Below are 15,143 nucleotides of genomic sequence, written 5' to 3'. Positions count from 1 at the left end.
CCCCTGGTTTAAGATGATCCTGACCCGCGAAAACCTCATCAACTTCATTCTGGCGGCAATGCTGCTCGCCGTGCCCTTTGCGGCGAACGCGCTAGGCCAGCCATTCTACATCACACTGGCGACCCGCATCGCCATCCTCGCGCTTGCTGCGACTGGCCTCAATCTGGCGCTCGGCCTCGGCGGTCTCGTCTCGTTCGGCCACGCGGCCTTCTTCGGAATCGGCGGTTATGTCGCCGGCATCCTGGCCGCTCACGCCTTTTCCGGCGATCCGCTGCTGTTCGGCCTTTCCGGCTCGAAGCAGATGTGGGTGATCTGGATCGTTGCCGTGATCGTCTCGGGACTCGTCGGCCTGGCGATCGGCGCGATCAGCCTTCGCACCTCGGGCGTCTATTTCATCATGATCACGCTCGCATTCGCGCAGATGGTCTATTATTTCGCGATCTCCTGGCCCGCCTATGGCGGCGAGGACGGCCTGTCGATCCTCGTCAGGAACCAGTTTCCGGGCGTCAACACCATGCGGCCGCTGACCTTCTTCCTGATCTGCTACGTTGTCCTGCTGCTGGCGCTCAGCCTCTTCGCGCTGATTCGCGCCTCGCGTTTCGGCACGGCGCTGCAGGCGGCGCGGCAGAACGAGGTGCGTGTCGCGACCGTCGGCATCCAGCCCTACCGCATCCGGCTGACCGGCTTTGCGATCTCGGCGGCGGTCACTGGCCTTGCCGGCGCCCTGTTTGCCGATCTCAACCGCTTCGTCAGCCCGTCCATGCTCTCCTGGCACATGTCGGGCGAACTGATCGTGCTGATCATCCTCGGCGGCACCGGCCGGCTGTTCGGGCCGCTCGCGGGTGCGGCACTCTACGTCATCTTCGAATTTGCGCTCGGCGGCCTCACCGAGCGCTGGCAGTTCTTCCTCGGCCTCATCCTCCTTGTCGTCGTACTGTTTGCGCGCGGCGGTCTTCTGGGCCTGCTTGCCGGAAAGGCCAAACATGGTTGAGCCGGTTCTCCAGATCTCCAATCTCGTCAAGAATTTCGGCGCGCTCCGGGCCACAGATGGCGTGACGCTCGACCTGCGTCCCGGCGAAATTCACGCCCTGATCGGCCCGAACGGCGCCGGCAAGTCGACGCTCATCCACCAGATCTGCGGCACGCTCCGGCAGGATAGCGGCTCGATCCGTTTTGCCGGGCAGGATATCGGTTCATTTGGGGTTGCCGAACGCGCCCGCCTTGGGCTTGGCCGCACCTTCCAGGTCTCGTCGATCGCGCCGGATTTCTCAGGCCTGCGCAATGTCATGCTGGCGGTCCAGGCAAAGCAGGGCTCGAGTTTCCGTTTTTTCAAGCCCGTCATGCGCGACAGGTCACTGATCGACACAGCGATGGCCATACTGGAACGCGTCGGGCTCGCAGCCCGCGCCCGCATCCCTGCCGCCGAGCTTTCCCATGGCGAACGCCGGCAGCTCGAAATCGCCATGGCGCTGGCGCTCGGCTCGAAAGCCTTCCTGCTCGATGAGCCGATGGCCGGCATGGGGCCGGAAGGCTCGAAGTCGCTGACCCACTTTCTCGATACGCTGCGGCATGAGGCGCCGATCCTGCTGGTCGAGCACGACATGGATGCGGTCTTTGCGCTCGCCGACCGGATTTCGGTGCTCGTTTACGGTCGCATCATTGCGACCGGCACGGTGGATGAGATCCGCCGCGATCCTACGGTGCGCACCGCCTATCTCGGAGACCATGCCTGATGCTGCTCGATGTAACAAAGATCGAAGCATTTTATGGCGCCAGCCAGGCGTTGTTCGGGGTTGATCTCTCGGTCGCCGAAGGCGAGGCCGTCGCGCTGATGGGCCGTAACGGCATGGGCAAGACGACGACGATCCGTGCCATCTGCAACCTCAATCCGCCACGTGCCGGTGCGGTGAAGATCGGCGGCACCGACACGAAGGGCAAGCGGCCGCATAATGTCGCCAGGCTCGGCATCGGTCTGGTGCCGGAAGGCCGCCGCTGTTTCCCGAACCTGACCGTCCATGAAAACCTTGTGGCTGCCGCGCGGCCCGGCCAATGGACGCTGGAACGCGTCAACGAACTGTTCCCCCGGCTTGAGGAGCGGCATGCCCAGATGGCAAGATCGCTGTCGGGCGGCGAGCAGCAGATGCTGGCGATCGGCCGCGCCCTGATGACCAATCCGCGACTGCTCATTCTCGACGAGGCGACCGAAGGCCTTGCCCCGGTCATCCGCCAGGACATCTGGAAGGCTATCCGGCGGCTCAAAGCCGAAGGTTTGTCGATCCTCGTGGTGGATAAGACGCTTTCGGAGCTTTTGCCGGTTGCGGACCGCTGTGTCATCCTGGAAAACGGAAGAAGCGCCTGGAGCGGCAGGCCCGCGGACCTGACGACGGAACTGCAGGATCGATATCTCGGGGTATAGGCATGGAAGCGGAAGCGGCAAGCGCCGACCTGGAACTGATCGGCCATGGCCCGCATGGGAAGAACAAGCCCGAGACGCGGCTGTGGCTGCGCATGCTTTCCACCACCAAGCTGATCACCACCGAAATCCGCCGGCGCCTTCGAACCGAGTTCGGCGCGACGCTTCCCCAGTTCGATCTGATGGCGCAGCTCTATCGCGAAGCGGATGGCCTCAGACTAGGGGAACTCTCGAAGCGAACCATGGTCACCAACGGCAATGTCACCGGCCTGGTGGAGCGGCTGGAGACGGATGGTTTCGTGCAGCGGGTCACCCCGGACGGAGACCGTCGCGTCACCGTCGCCAAGCTGACGCCCGCCGGTACCGAGCTTTTTGTCGCCATGGCAGCCGCTCACGAAGGCTGGCTGCGCGATATCATGGCCGATGTCGACCCGGCGATGATCGCATCACTGTGGTTGGAGATCGGCGCGGTGAAAGCTTCTGCCAGCAACCACCTTTCCGGCAGCGCCTTCGAATAGTAAGGCTCGTCTCAGGGCACAACAATTCGGGGTTAGGAAATGGCAGACCTGCAGGCGATCGTCGACGAGATCCATGACAAGCTGACGCCGCGTCTGGGCGAAGGCAAGGTGGCCGACTACATCCCGCAGCTCGCCCATGTCGATCCGAAGAAGTTCGGGATGGCGATCATCGATGTCGACGGTCAGGTCTTCAAGGCCGGCGATTGTGATGAACCCTTCTCGATCCAGAGTGTCTCAAAGGTCTTCACGCTGACGCTCGCGCTCGGCAAACATGGCGAGACCACCTGGAACCGTGTCGGCCGCGAACCGTCCGGCTCCGCCTTCAATTCGATTGTCCAGCTCGAGCACGAGGAAGGCAAGCCGCGCAATCCGTTCATCAATGCCGGCGCCATCGCCGTCAGCGATCTCGTCCTTGCCGGACACACGCCGCGCGAGGCGATCGGCGAGATCGTCCGTTTTGTGCGTTACCTGGCGGATGACGATTCGATCGCCATCGATCCGGAAGTGGCGAAGTCGGAGCAGGCGACGGGTTTCCGCAATTTCGCGCTCGCCAATTTCATGCGCTCCTTCGGCAAGCTCGACCATCCCGTCGAACATGTCCTCGGCGTCTATTTCCACCATTGCGCGCTGGCGATGACCTGTACCCAGCTCGCCAAGTCGGCCCTTTTCCTCGCCGCATCGGGCCGCAATCCGCTGACCGGGCACACCGTAGTCTCGAAGCAGCGGGCAAGGCGCATCAATGCGCTGATGCTGACCTGCGGCCATTACGATGGATCGGGCGATTTCGCCTACCGTGTCGGCCTGCCCGGCAAGAGCGGTGTCGGCGGCGGCATCATGGCGGTAGCACCGGGAAAGGCCTCCGTCGCCGTCTGGTCGCCGGGCCTCAATCACAACGGCAATTCGCTGCTTGGTTCGCTGGCGCTGGAAATGCTGGCCACCAGAACCGGCTGGTCGGTGTTCGGCCAATAAAAAAAGCCCGGCCGGAGCCGGGCTTTCAGTCTGCTGGCAGCGTTATGATCAGTCTTCGCTGGCTGCCATCTGCGAAAGAGCATCGCCGCGTCCCCGTGCGCGTAGGATGAGCGGCAGGATGAGGGCAAGTGCTGCCACGCCTAGCAGCACGGCGGCGATCGGCGAGGTGACCAGCACCGTCACGTCACCCTGGCTGATGGCGAGGGCACGGCGGAGCTGCTGTTCGGCGAGCGGCCCGAGAATGAGGCCGACGATGACAGGCGCAATCGGATAATCGAAGACGCGCATGATGTAGGCGACCAGCCCGAAGACCAGCAGCATGCTGAGTTCGAAGACCGACGGGTTGGCGCCGATCGTGCCGAGGGTGGCGAACACGAGGATGCCCGCGTAGAGCCACGGCTTCGGAATGGTCAGCAGTTTCACCCACAGGCCGACCAGCGGCAGGTTGAGCACCAGCAGCATCAGGTTGGCGATCAGCAGCGAGGCGATGAGGCCCCAGACGAGCTGCGGGTTGGTCACAAACAGAAGCGGACCCGGCTGCAGTCCGTATTGCTGGAAGCCTGCGAGCATGATCGCCGCGGTCGCCGAGGTCGGCAGCCCGAGGGTCAGGAGCGGCACCAGAGTGCCGGCGGCGGATGCATTGTTGGCCGCTTCCGGACCGGCAACGCCTTCGATCGCGCCATTGCCAAATTCTTCCGGATGCTTGGAAAGCCGTTTTTCGGTCGCATAGGAGAGGAAGGTGCCGATCTCGGCACCTCCGGCCGGCATCGCGCCGATCGGGAAGCCGATCACGGTGCCTCGCAGCCAGGCTTTCCAGGAACGCGCCCAGTCCTGCGACGTCATCCAGACCGAGCCCTTTATCGCCTCGATCCTGTCCGGTGCGGATGCGCCCTGGGCGGCGATATAGAGTGTCTCGCCGATCGCGAACATGGCGACTGCCATCGTGGTCACCTCGATGCCGTCGAGCAGGTCCGGCACGCCGAAGGAAAGCCGGTTCTGGCCGGTCAGCTGGTCGATGCCGACGAGCGACAGGGCAAGTCCGATGAACAGCGACGTCAGGCCCCGCAGCGTCGAATTGCCGAAGGCTGAGGAGACGGTGACGAAGGCCAGAACCATCAGCGCAAAATATTCGCGCGGACCGAAGACCAGCGCCAGCTTGACGATATAGGGGGCGATGAAGGCAAGCGCCAAGGTGGCGATCAGGCCGGCGACGAACGATCCGATCGCCGCCGTCGCAAGAGCCGGGCCGCCACGTCCCGCCCGAGCCATCTTGTTGCCTTCGAGCGCGGTGACGATCGAGGCGCTTTCACCCGGCGTGTTCAAGAGAATCGAGGTCGTCGAGCCGCCATACATGCCGCCGTAATAGATGCCGGCGAACATGATCAGCGAACCGGTCGCATCCAGCTGGTAGGTGACCGGCAGAAGCAGGGCGACCGTCGTTGCCGGACCGATGCCGGGAAGCACGCCGACGGCAGTGCCGAGCGTCACGCCGATCAGCGCGTAAAAGAGGTTCATCGGCTCCATTGCCGATACGAGCCCCTGGAGAAGAAATTCGAATGTGGTCATGATCTTGCTCTCAAGGGTCGCATCACTGGATGAGGTGTTCCAGCGGGCCTGCCGGAAGCGAAAGTTGCAGAACGCCGGCAAACAGCCACCAGATGGCGAGACAGATGACGATGCCGACCGGAATGCTGATCCACAGCCTGCGGGCGCCGAAACCTGCCGCCGCAAGGCCGAAGAGCGTGCCCGTGGCGATCGAGAACCCGGCGATCCGGATGAGGATCATCTGCGCCAGCAGGCCGGCGACCACCCACGCGACAGGTCCAAGCTCCTGTTTTTCCCGCGCCGGGAAATCGCGGCGAAAGGCGGCGAAGACCGTCCAGACGGCAAGTCCGATCAGCGCAAAGGCGATCCAGTCCGGAACTGTGGCCGGGCCGACCTGGCTATAGCCGCCCATATCCCTCAGCCGCGAGACGTCGAGAAAGATGACGACGGCGACAGCAACGAGGATGGCGGCAATAACAAGCGCCGCCCAATCGGGGCGGCGCTGCTCGGTGGTCGTTTTGTTGTTGTCGAGGCTCATTTGACCAGTCCGATGTCCTTCAGGATGGTTTCAGTGGCAGCGATGTCCTTGGCGAGCTGGGCGTCGAATTCCGGGCCGGAGAGATAGGTGTCGATCCAGCCCTTGGTCTTCAGGTTGTCCTGCCAGGTCTTGGACTTGGCAAGCTTTTCGACGTCGGCGGTCACAGCCTTCTTCTGCTCGGGGGTCAGGCCGGGAGCAGCGGCGACCATGCGCCAGTTCTGGATCACGACGTCAAGACCGCCTTCCTTCAGTGTCGGGGCATTGATGCCTTCGACCTTCTTTTCGGAGGAGATGGCGAGGAGGCGAAGCGTGCCGGCCTTGATCTGGCCTTCGAACTCACCGTAGGACGAGATGCCGGCCGTGACCTGGCCGCCAAGGATGGCGGCGAGTGCTTCACCGCCGCCGGAAAACGCGATGTAGTTGACCTTCGTCGGATCGACGCCGGCGGCCTTGGCGATCAAACCGGCCGTGATGTGGTCCGTACCGCCGGCCGAACCGCCGCCCCAGGAAACCGAACCCGGATTTGCCTTCAGCTTGGCGGTCAGATCGGCAATCGACTTGATGTCGGAAGAAGCCGGAACGACGATGACTTCATATTCGCCAGTCAGGCGGGCGATCGGGGTAACGTCCTTCAGCGTGACCGGGGACTTGTTGGTGAGGATCGCACCGACCATGACGTAGCCGCCGACCATCAGGGCGTTCGGATTGCCCTTCTGCTGGCTGGCGAACTGGGCGATGCCGATCGTGCCGCCGGCGCCGGGAACGTTCATGACCTGCACCTTGCTGGAGATCTTCTCAGTCTGCAAAGCGGTCTGCATGGTCCGGGCGGTCTGGTCCCAGCCGCCGCCGGGGGCGGCTGGCGCCATGATCGAATAGTCGGCCGCGGCGGCCGGAAGTGCGATTGCGCCCGCGAGAAGGGAAGCAAGCAAGAAATGTTTCAAGGGTCGATCCTCCGTTGGCGTCTTGATCCGACGCGAAATGCTTGTTTTGGCAGAACGAGGGAGATTGAAGCGGAAAGCGAGAATCGCCTGTCCGATGTCCTCCCATCGTGAATCGGGTCCCCGCCTCCACGGGGCCCGAATGCCCTAAGCCAGCATATCAAGCTGACATCTACCTGACATCTTTCGCGGACTTGCGATTTGGCAAGGGGTTTCGGCCCGCAGCCGCCGAATTTTGTGGCTATTGCAGCCGAAGGACTTCGTTCCAGCGGGAAATCAGCCGTGCCCTCTTCACCTGATCGAGATAAACCATCAGCCCGAGGCTGACCGGAACCGGCTTCAATTGTCCGCCCAACATTTCCCGTAGCGTCGTCGCGGTGTTATTGCCGGCGACTTCCGGGCTGACGGCCGGGATCTGCAGTTCGCGGGCCATGATCGTCTGGCCTTCCTTCGACATGAAGAATTCGAGGTAACGTTTGCCGAGATCCGGCGCGGCGGCGGCCTGCGGCACAAGGCCGATGCGCGACATCACGACCGTATAATCCTTCGGCAGCACGATCCCGACATCCGGATGACGGGAAGCCCAGTCGGCGGCGTAGGAACCGAGGATGTTGTAGCCGAGCAGGAACCGCCCGTCGGCGACGCGCTCCAGGATCGCCTGGCTGGTCGAGTAGAGTTTCACACCCGCAGCGCCCATCGCCCGGATCACCGACCAGATATCGCCGAACTGTTCCTGGTCGCGCGCCATGAACAGGAAACCGACGCCGGACCGCTCGATGTCGTAGGTGCCGATTCGACCGTAGACGGCATCGCCCCGCTTCTGCAGGAATTCGACCAGTTCCGCCCGGGTTGAGGGCGGCGGGGAATCCTTGAAGCTCGGCTTATGATAAACGAACACGGCCGGTTCGAAAGTCAGCGCGTAGGCCGTATTACGCCAGTTGGCCCAGCCCGGCCATTGCCCGCTCATCGGCAGGTCGCTACGCTGGGCGTAGCCGTCATTGGCAAGCTTCACCTGCAAGTCCATGGCCGACGAGAAGGCAAAGTCGGCCGTCTTGTTGCCGGCATCGGTTTCGCCCACGATCCGGTCGTAGATCTCGCCCGTCAGCATGTCCTCGTAGCGCACCGCGACATCCGGATTGGCCGTCTGGAAGCCGGCTATCATCGGCTTGGCGAGCGGCTCGTCGAGCGACGAATAGACCGTCAGCATGGGCGCATCGTCCCGCCCGGAGAGCGCCCGGAACAGCGTCGTGTCTGCCGCTGCAAAGCTGGGCCAAAGGGCAAGACAGAGGAGTAGGAAAAGCAGCCTTTTCATATGGTCACAATGCCCCACTGCAACGGCCGCGACAAGCCAACCGGAACTCCGTAACATTCCCGCCACAGGGGCCTCGATGCAACCGTCCGCCAGCTTGTTTTCCGATGCCAGATCATTACCTGTGGGCGGTCTTTTTTGCGCCGGAAGTCCCGGCGTCTTGTCAGCAACCAAAGGTCTCGCCCCATGTCGCTTACGCTCTACGATGTCACAGTGCCGGTCTTCATCCGCGCTTTCGGCAACCTCACGGAAATCCTGAAAAAGGGCGAAGCTTTCGCCGATGAAAAGGGCCTCGCCCACAAGGAACTGCTGGAGACCCGGCTGGTCGATGACATGTACCCGCTGATCTCCCAGATCCAGCGCGCCAGCGACACCGCGAAATTCGTGCCGGTCCGCGTCGGGCAGATCGAGAATATCCCGATGGCCGACGAAGAAGTTACTTTCGCCGACCTGCATGCCCGGATCGAAAAGACCGTGGCCTTCCTCAACAGCGTCGATCCGGCCACCATGGTCAATCGCGAGGATGCCGAGGTGATCGTCAAGACCCGCAGCGGCGAAACGAAGTTCACCGGCAAGAGCTACGTCCTCGGCTTCGCACTGCCGAATTTCTATTTCCACGTAACCACGGCCTACGCCATCCTGCGCCACAAGGGCGTTCCGATCGGCAAGATGGATTATATCGGCCGTTCGCAGTAACAAGGTCGTCAGGCCCTCAGTGACATCGCCGCTTCCGCGTTTATAATCATCTGCGGAAGCGGGGAGATTTCGTGCGTATTCTTCTGGTCGAGGACAATCAGGCGCTGGCCGAGGGGCTGTCGACGATCCTGCGCGGCAGCGGTTATGCGGTCGATGCGGTTGCCGACGGCGCTTCGGCGGAAGCAGTCGCCGCTGCTGAAACCTATGACCTCGTCATCCTCGACCTGAACCTGCCGGAAATGGACGGGCTCGACGTGTTGCGCGCCATGCGGGCCAGGGCGAACAAGGCCGCCGTGATGATCCTGACCGCCCGCGGCACGCCCGAGGAGCGGGTGAAGGGGCTCGATCTCGGCGCCGACGACTATATGATCAAGCCTTTCGACATTTCGGAATTCGAGGCGCGCATCCGCGTGCTGCTGCGCCGCCAGGCGGGCCTCAGAAGCTCGATCGTCAACTACGGCGGCGTCACCTTCGACCTGAATTCACGAACCTTTTCGAGCCAGGGTGTGACCCTCGACCTCCCCGCACGCGAGGTGGCGCTTCTGGAACTGCTCTTCCTGCGCGCTGGCAAGGTGGTCTCCAAGGACGCGATCATGGCATCGCTGACCGGCTTCGACGACGATCTGTCCGCCAATGCCATCGAGCAATATGTAAGCCGCCTGCGCCGGCGTCTCGCCCCGCACGGACTCACGGTGAAGACCGCTCGCGGCATCGGGTATTATCTCGAAACCACGGCGCCGACCGCATGACATCCGGCTCTCACGGCGCCCAGCCGATCCCGCCGATCGCCGCCTATTCCCTGCGCCGCCGGCTGCTCGCATGGCTTCTCGCCTCGACGGCGGTGATCGGCACGATCGCCATGGCCGACACCTGGGACGAAGCGATCGATACGGCGAACGAGGTGTCCGACCGTGTGTTGGCCGGTTCCGCGCTGGCGATCGCCGAGCGGGTCATCGTCGCCGAAGACGGCACGCTGGAAGTCGACATTCCCTATGTGGCCCTGGAAATGCTGACCTCGGCAGCCCAGGACCGCGTCTTCTACCGCGTCGACGGGCCGCCCGGAAAATTCATCACCGGCTACCAGACGCTGCCGTCGATCCCGCGCCGGGAAGGTCAGGCGGCCGCCTTCGAGAATGCCACGTTCCGCGGCGAGCCGATCCGCGTGGCCGCACTCGCCCGCTCCGCCTCGACCGGCATCAATTCCGTGCCATTTACAGTGACAGTTGCGGAAACCACAATCGCCCGCCAGCAACTGACCCAGACGATCCTGATCCGCTCGGCGCTGCGCCTGCTGTTCATGATCGTCGGCGCCGCGATCATCGTCTGGGTAGCGGTGACGCTGTCGCTCCGGCCGCTGTATCGATTCAGCGAAGCGATCGCCGAACGCAGCCCGGATGATCTTCACCCGATCAGCGAGCGGGTGCCGAACGAGGTGCAGGGACTTGTCGACACGGTCAATTCCTTCATGGTGCGGCTGGAAAGCGCGCTTGAGGCATTACGTCATTTCACCGGCAATGCCAGCCATCAGCTGCGTACGCCGCTCGCCATCATCCGCACCCAGCTGGCGCTCGCCGACCGCGCCACGGAACTTGGCGAGGTGAAGGAGGCTGCCCGCAAGGCGGACGAGGCAGTCGCGGATGCCGAGCGCATTATTGCCCAGCTTCTCCTGATGGCGAAGATCGATGCGGCCACGCGATCGGCTTCGATGCAACGCGTCGACCTGACCGCGTTGGCGCGCGGGGCGACGGCCGACAATGTGCCGCTGGGCGCCGATGCCGGTATCGATCTCGGTTTCGAGGGGGAGGGGGAAATCATGATCTCTGCCGAGCCGCTGCTGATCGGCGAACTGATGAAGAACCTGATCGGCAATGCGCTGCTCTATGCGGGAAACGGCGCCGAGGTGACCGTCCGTGTCACGCCGGAAAACGGCATTGCGGTTCTCGAAGTGGAAGACGACGGCCCGGGCATTCCGCCGGAGAAACGAGCTTCCGTGCTCAAGCGCTTTGATCGCGGTGACCGTTCCGATAAACTGGGCACCGGCCTCGGCCTGCCGATCGTCGAGGAGATCGCCCGCCTGCACGGGGCGGAGATGACCCTTGCGGACGGCCGCAAGGGCAGGGGTCTGAAGGTCGAGATACGGTTTTCCGTAGCCGGCTAATCTTTGCGCGGCGTCAGCGCGAGGCAATTGCCCCTCATCCCCCTGCCGGGACCTTCTCCCCGTTTGGACGGGGAGAAGAGGTTTGTGGCACTGTCGGAGATCCAGCCTCCTTCGCCCCGCGTGCGGGGAGAAGGTCCCGGCAGGGGGATGAGGGGCTTGAAGAACCCGCGTACCTATTCCTGATGCACCTTCACTCCACTGATCCAGGTGCTCTTCATTCCAAGGTCATCAGTCAACAACACAAAATCCGCATCGAAGCCGGGCTTCAGCGCACCCTTGCGGTCGGCAAGGTAAGCGGCTTCCGCCGGATAGGTGGATGCCATGCGCAACGCCTCCTCGACCGGCAGGTCGAGCGCCTCATGCGCAAACCGGACCGATGAGATCATGTCGATATCGGCTCCGGCGAGCGTGCCGTCGGCGAGCGTCAGGCGCCCGTCCTGGCGCAGGATCTCGCGGCCGTTCAGCGTAAAGCTCTTCATATCGGTGCCGATGGTCGACATCGCGTCGGTGACGATGAAGATCTTGCCGGGTCCGTTCTTGGCCCGCAGCGCGACGCCCATCGCGGCCGGATGCACATGGATGCCGTCGGCGATGATCCCGACATAGAGCGAGCCGATATCGAGTGCAGCGCCGACGACGCCCGGCTGGCGATGGCCAAGCGGGCTCATGGCATTGAAGAGATGGGTGACGGTACGAACGCCGGCCTCCGCATAGGCCTTGGCGGTCTCATAAGTCGTGTCGGTATGGCCGAGGCTCACCACTAGGCCCGCCTCCGCCAGCCGTGCCGCCTGCTCCACCGTCACGTTTTCCGGCGCGATGGTGATCATCATCGCATCGAACACTCCTTTGCAGGAGAGCATCAGTTCGATGTCCTTCTCCTCCATCGGCCGGATCAGGTTAGGGTCATGCGCACCCTTGCGCGCGATCGAAAGATGCGGACCTTCGAGATGCAGGCCGAGGAAACCCGGTATGCCTTCCGCCTTCGCCTGCTTGCCGGCTTCAACGGTCCTCGACGTGATCTCATAGGTGTCGGTGATCAACGTCGGCAACAGGGCGGTGGTGCCGAATTTCGCATGCGCGGCGCAGATCTGCCTGAGACCGGCGACAGTCGGCTCCTCGTTCAACAACACGCCGCCGCCGCCATTCACCTGCAGGTCAATGAAGCCGGGCACGATCAGCCCGCCTCCGGCCTCGATCCGCTCGATGCCTTCCGGCAGTTTGGCGATGGATTGGGTCGCCTCGACCCTGCCGTCCGCAAAAACGAGCGCGGCATCCTCGTGCCAGAAGGTGCCGTCGAAGATGCGGGCGCCGGCAATGGCCTTTCGCGTGCTCATAGCGTCTCGGTCACCTTCTTGAGTGCGACAGGCGCATCCGGGTTGAAGCCCTTGGCGCGCGACCAGGCTTCGACGAAACCATAGAAGGGCAGAATAAGGGTGAGCGCGTCCGTCAGCGGATGGCCGGTCGCCACGAAGGGCAGCCTGCGGGTATCCTTGACCCTGTCGGATGTCGCGAAAACGAGCGCGCCCTTGGCCGAAAGGCTGTCGGCGATCTCGATCGCCGAAGCTTCCGCGGCATCGCGTGCCGCGAAGGTGACGACCGGAAAACGCTTTTCGACCAGCGCCACGGGACCGTGCAGCACTTCGGCCGCCGAATAAGCTTCGGCATGCATATTGGAGGTTTCCTTGAACTTCAACGCCGCCTCGCTGGCGATCGCCAATGCCGGGCCGCGGCCGAGCATGTAGAGCGATTCCGCATCGCCGAGTTCGTTTGCAAGCGCGCTCCAATCGAGCTTGACGGCCTTTTCGAAATGTTCCGGCAGGTCGCGGATGGCGGCTTTCAGCGCCTCGTCGCCGACCCACTCCGACAGCAGCGCAAGGCCTGCGACGATCGAGTTGACGAAGGATTTGGTTGCTGCGACGGCGAGTTCGGGTCCGGCATTGATGTTGATCGCATAAGCGGAAGCGCTGGCGATCGGCGAGGGGAGCGTATTGGTGAGCGCTACGGTGACGGCGCCGGCTCTGGTCGCGGCTTCCGCCATCGCGACGATATCCGGGCTCTTGCCGGACTGCGAAATGGCAATCGCGGCGCCGCCGTCGAGCTTCAGCTTGGCGCCATAGATCGAAGCGAGCGACGGCCCGAGCGAGGCGACGGGTCGGCCGGCGGTGAGTTCGACCGCATATTTGATGAAGGTCGCCGCATGGTCGGAGGAACCGCGCGCGATGGTGATCAGGAAGGCCGGGTCCTTTTCGCGCAGCGCGCGGCCGGCTGCGGCAAGCTCGGCCGCAGAACCGTCGAGCAGGCGGGCCGCCGCCTCCGGAATCTCGTCGATCTCTTTGCGCATGTTCGTCATATTGGTCAGCATAACATCGTCCTCGAAGGTCAGTTTTCACCGAGCGAGAGCTCGGCCACGAAATCATAGGCATCGCCGCGATAGAGCGAGCGGGTGAGCTCCACCACCCGGCCGGACGCCAGATAGGAAACCCGCTCGATCGAAAGCCCGGCGGAACCGACCGGCACGGCCAGCAGCCCGGCATCCGGGTTTTTCATGTTGCAGGCCGATATCCGCTGTATGGCGCGCACCGGCCGGGCATCCTTTTTCCCGAGCTCCGCATAGAGCGAATTGGTCACCGCCGAAGGATCGGGCAGGAAATTGGCCGAAATGCTGGCGCGTTCGATTGCAAGCGGCATGTCGTTGCCGAGGCGCAGGCGCCCGAGCCGCGCAACCTTTTCTCCTGGCGCAAGACCAAGCATCATCATCTCCTCGGGGGAAGGGTGGAAAAGCCCGCGCTCCAGCCATTCGGATCGCGTCACCAGCCCGCGTCGCGCCATGTCCTCGGTAAACGAGGTAAGCCGGGTCAGCGGTTGCTCGACCCGCGACATCGGCTTGACCACGAAAGTGCCGGAGCCGTGCTTGCGGGTCAGCAACCCGTCCTTGACGAGATCGTCGACGGCCTTGCGAACCGTGACGCGGCTGACATTGGCATAATCGGCGAGATCGCGTTCGGCCGGCAGGGCGTCGCCATGGCCGAGCTTGCCGGTGCGGATCGCATCTTCCAGGCTCTGGCGCAGCTTTCGGTAAAGCGGCCCGGTGCCGGCCGATTGCAGGCCGTCGAGCGGCAGGATGGCGGCGAGCGTCTGGTTCATGCGCGAAGCTCCGCCCGCGCCCCATAGGTCTTGACCGCAAGGGCCACTGCCCCGGTCAGCGCATCGGCAAGCGGTTCGGACAGCCGGGCGCGATGCCGTTCGGCCAGATATTCGGGGTAGAGGGGCGCAAGCCCGCCGAGCAGGCAGAGCCGGCCTTTGGCCCCGGTGATCCCGTTGACGGCGTCGAGCGCCTCGTCGATGCCGGCTGCCCCGGTCTTGAGGATGCGGATCGCCGCCGCGTCGCCCTGCCGCGCAAAATCGAACACTTTAGGCGTATGACGCCCGAAATCTCCGGGTTTCGCCAGTCGCGCAAAATCGACCACCTTTTCCGGATTACCGTCGAACTCGGTGAGGATGGCCTTCGACAGGCCTGTCATCGGATGGATGTTGTCGTAGGCGAGCAGGCTTTCCTGCAGTGCGAGCTGGCCGAGCCGTGCTCCGCTGCCGAGATCGCTCACCTGGAAACCCCAGCCGGCGACCGAGTGAAGCCGGCCCTGGTGCCGGGCGATATAGACCGTCCCGGTGCCGACGATGCCGATCGCCCCGTCCGCGTCGCCGATCGCGCCCTGAAGCGCGATCACGCCGTCGGAAACGATGTCCGAGTGCCTGAAAGGCAGCCGGGCCTGCACGTAACTCACCGCATCGCCGACATTGTTGCCCGCAAGGCCGAGCACGGCGGATGTGGCGGAAAGGTCCGGCTCAAGCCCGGCTTCGGCAAAAGCGAGGCGGGACGCCTCGGCGATATGCCTGAGGGCCGTGTCGGGGTCGGTCAGGATATTGGAAGCGCCGCTTTTGCCGCGGCCGAGGATCACGCCGTTTCCGTCAGCAAGTGCCACGCGGCAGCTTGTTCCGCCGCCATCGATTCCGATAAAATAGGCCGCCATGGGTACCTCCGCTCCGAATAATACCAAAAAC

The 15,143-nt window shown here is 63.6% G+C and carries 16 protein-coding genes; 8 read left to right on the top strand and 8 right to left on the bottom strand.

The genetic code is table 11. From position 1 onward, the window contains the following. Positions 1 to 13: 13 nt before the first annotated feature. Genes AC1DLT_RS08530 through AC1DLT_RS08510 form a run of 5 tightly spaced genes read left to right on the top strand, consistent with a single transcriptional unit; the run spans position 14 to position 3,900 of the window. Positions 14 to 991 (top strand): branched-chain amino acid ABC transporter permease, encoded by a 978-nt coding sequence (locus AC1DLT_RS08530; RefSeq protein WP_477486460.1) that lies wholly within the window; start codon positions 14 to 16, stop codon positions 989 to 991. Continuing rightward, entirely contained in the window at positions 984 to 1,733 is a 750-nt protein-coding gene (locus AC1DLT_RS08525; protein ID WP_477486459.1) for an ABC transporter ATP-binding protein, read from the top strand. Before AC1DLT_RS08530 ends, AC1DLT_RS08525 begins: the two co-directional genes overlap by 8 nt. Beyond that, a complete protein-coding gene (locus AC1DLT_RS08520) occupies positions 1,733 to 2,416 on the top strand; it encodes an ABC transporter ATP-binding protein (RefSeq protein WP_477486458.1) in 684 nt (227 codons plus the stop codon). Before AC1DLT_RS08525 ends, AC1DLT_RS08520 begins: the two co-directional genes overlap by 1 nt. Positions 2,417 to 2,418: 2 nt before the next feature. Beyond that, entirely contained in the window at positions 2,419 to 2,931 is a 513-nt protein-coding gene (locus tag AC1DLT_RS08515; RefSeq protein ID WP_477486457.1) for a MarR family winged helix-turn-helix transcriptional regulator, read from the top strand. A gap of 39 nt (positions 2,932 to 2,970) precedes the next feature. Next, positions 2,971 to 3,900, top strand: a complete 930-nt coding sequence (locus AC1DLT_RS08510) for a glutaminase (protein ID WP_477486456.1) — start codon at positions 2,971 to 2,973, stop codon at positions 3,898 to 3,900. Positions 3,901 to 3,948: 48 nt separating this feature from the next. Here AC1DLT_RS08510 and AC1DLT_RS08505 read toward each other — a convergent pair whose 3' ends face one another. The 4 genes from AC1DLT_RS08505 to AC1DLT_RS08490 form a co-directional block, all read right to left on the bottom strand. After that, a complete protein-coding gene (locus AC1DLT_RS08505) occupies positions 3,949 to 5,466 on the bottom strand; it encodes a tripartite tricarboxylate transporter permease (RefSeq protein ID WP_477486455.1) in 1,518 nt (505 codons plus the stop codon). Positions 5,467 to 5,488: 22 nt separating this feature from the next. Continuing rightward, complete coding sequence (locus tag AC1DLT_RS08500) at positions 5,489 to 5,983, bottom strand: tripartite tricarboxylate transporter TctB family protein (RefSeq protein ID WP_038547767.1); 495 nt, start codon at positions 5,981 to 5,983, stop codon at positions 5,489 to 5,491. Continuing rightward, positions 5,980 to 6,924: a Bug family tripartite tricarboxylate transporter substrate binding protein gene (locus AC1DLT_RS08495; protein ID WP_477484057.1), complete on the bottom strand. Its 945-nt coding sequence runs from the start codon at positions 6,922 to 6,924 to the stop codon at positions 5,980 to 5,982. The genes AC1DLT_RS08500 and AC1DLT_RS08495 overlap by 4 nt, the downstream gene beginning before the upstream one ends. A gap of 238 nt (positions 6,925 to 7,162) precedes the next feature. Further along, the gene (locus AC1DLT_RS08490; protein ID WP_247135943.1) at positions 7,163 to 8,233 is read right to left on the bottom strand and encodes an ABC transporter substrate-binding protein; all 1,071 of its coding nucleotides are present in this window, start codon (positions 8,231 to 8,233) and stop codon (positions 7,163 to 7,165) included. Between the two features lie 183 nt (positions 8,234 to 8,416). Between AC1DLT_RS08490 and AC1DLT_RS08485 the strand changes: the two genes are divergently transcribed. The 3 genes from AC1DLT_RS08485 (at position 8,417) to AC1DLT_RS08475 (ending at position 11,084) form a co-directional block, all read left to right on the top strand. After that, positions 8,417 to 8,926: a DUF1993 domain-containing protein gene (locus AC1DLT_RS08485; RefSeq protein ID WP_477484059.1), complete on the top strand. Its 510-nt coding sequence runs from the start codon at positions 8,417 to 8,419 to the stop codon at positions 8,924 to 8,926. 71 nt (positions 8,927 to 8,997) lie between these two features. Beyond that, a complete protein-coding gene (locus AC1DLT_RS08480; RefSeq protein WP_037080098.1) occupies positions 8,998 to 9,675 on the top strand; it encodes a response regulator transcription factor in 678 nt (225 codons plus the stop codon). Continuing rightward, positions 9,672 to 11,084 carry a sensor histidine kinase gene (locus AC1DLT_RS08475; RefSeq protein WP_477486454.1) on the top strand — a complete coding sequence of 471 codons (1,413 nt, stop codon included), beginning with the start codon at positions 9,672 to 9,674 and terminating at the stop codon, positions 11,082 to 11,084. Before AC1DLT_RS08480 ends, AC1DLT_RS08475 begins: the two co-directional genes overlap by 4 nt. A gap of 173 nt (positions 11,085 to 11,257) precedes the next feature. Here the strand turns inward: AC1DLT_RS08475 and nagA are convergent, their stop codons facing one another. The 4 genes from nagA to AC1DLT_RS08455 are packed head-to-tail and all read right to left on the bottom strand — an operon-like array spanning position 11,258 to position 15,112. Continuing rightward, the gene (gene nagA / locus AC1DLT_RS08470) at positions 11,258 to 12,418 is read right to left on the bottom strand and encodes an N-acetylglucosamine-6-phosphate deacetylase (RefSeq protein WP_477486453.1); all 1,161 of its coding nucleotides are present in this window, start codon (positions 12,416 to 12,418) and stop codon (positions 11,258 to 11,260) included. Further along, positions 12,415 to 13,446 carry an SIS domain-containing protein gene (locus tag AC1DLT_RS08465; protein WP_477486452.1) on the bottom strand — a complete coding sequence of 344 codons (1,032 nt, stop codon included), beginning with the start codon at positions 13,444 to 13,446 and terminating at the stop codon, positions 12,415 to 12,417. The genes nagA and AC1DLT_RS08465 overlap by 4 nt, the downstream gene beginning before the upstream one ends. A gap of 17 nt (positions 13,447 to 13,463) precedes the next feature. Further along, positions 13,464 to 14,228 carry a GntR family transcriptional regulator gene (locus AC1DLT_RS08460; protein ID WP_046600428.1) on the bottom strand — a complete coding sequence of 255 codons (765 nt, stop codon included), beginning with the start codon at positions 14,226 to 14,228 and terminating at the stop codon, positions 13,464 to 13,466. Beyond that, positions 14,225 to 15,112 (bottom strand): glucosamine kinase nucleotide-binding domain-containing protein, encoded by an 888-nt coding sequence (locus AC1DLT_RS08455; protein ID WP_477486451.1) that lies wholly within the window; start codon positions 15,110 to 15,112, stop codon positions 14,225 to 14,227. The genes AC1DLT_RS08460 and AC1DLT_RS08455 overlap by 4 nt, the downstream gene beginning before the upstream one ends. Positions 15,113 to 15,143 lie beyond the last annotated feature (31 nt).

This window comes from Neorhizobium sp. 05N33 (assembly GCF_056397445.1).
This window is presented reverse-complemented; position numbering and strand designations above follow the sequence as displayed.

Coding starts and splice junctions, on each gene's coding strand:
- AC1DLT_RS08460 (WP_046600428.1), bottom strand. CDS start 14,228: ATGAACCAGACGCTCGCCGCCATCCTGCCGCTCGACGGCCTGCAATCG.
- AC1DLT_RS08455 (WP_477486451.1), bottom strand. CDS start 15,112: ATGGCGGCCTATTTTATCGGAATCGATGGCGGCGGAACAAGCTGCCGC.
- AC1DLT_RS08490 (WP_247135943.1), bottom strand. CDS start 8,233: ATGAAAAGGCTGCTTTTCCTACTCCTCTGTCTTGCCCTTTGGCCCAGC.
- AC1DLT_RS08465 (WP_477486452.1), bottom strand. CDS start 13,446: ATGCTGACCAATATGACGAACATGCGCAAAGAGATCGACGAGATTCCG.
- AC1DLT_RS08515 (WP_477486457.1), top strand. CDS start 2,419: ATGGAAGCGGAAGCGGCAAGCGCCGACCTGGAACTGATCGGCCATGGC.
- AC1DLT_RS08525 (WP_477486459.1), top strand. CDS start 984: ATGGTTGAGCCGGTTCTCCAGATCTCCAATCTCGTCAAGAATTTCGGC.
- AC1DLT_RS08530 (WP_477486460.1), top strand. CDS start 14: ATGATCCTGACCCGCGAAAACCTCATCAACTTCATTCTGGCGGCAATG.
- AC1DLT_RS08475 (WP_477486454.1), top strand. CDS start 9,672: ATGACATCCGGCTCTCACGGCGCCCAGCCGATCCCGCCGATCGCCGCC.
- AC1DLT_RS08505 (WP_477486455.1), bottom strand. CDS start 5,466: ATGACCACATTCGAATTTCTTCTCCAGGGGCTCGTATCGGCAATGGAG.
- AC1DLT_RS08500 (WP_038547767.1), bottom strand. CDS start 5,983: ATGAGCCTCGACAACAACAAAACGACCACCGAGCAGCGCCGCCCCGAT.
- AC1DLT_RS08510 (WP_477486456.1), top strand. CDS start 2,971: ATGGCAGACCTGCAGGCGATCGTCGACGAGATCCATGACAAGCTGACG.
- AC1DLT_RS08485 (WP_477484059.1), top strand. CDS start 8,417: ATGTCGCTTACGCTCTACGATGTCACAGTGCCGGTCTTCATCCGCGCT.
- nagA (WP_477486453.1), bottom strand. CDS start 12,418: ATGAGCACGCGAAAGGCCATTGCCGGCGCCCGCATCTTCGACGGCACC.
- AC1DLT_RS08520 (WP_477486458.1), top strand. CDS start 1,733: ATGCTGCTCGATGTAACAAAGATCGAAGCATTTTATGGCGCCAGCCAG.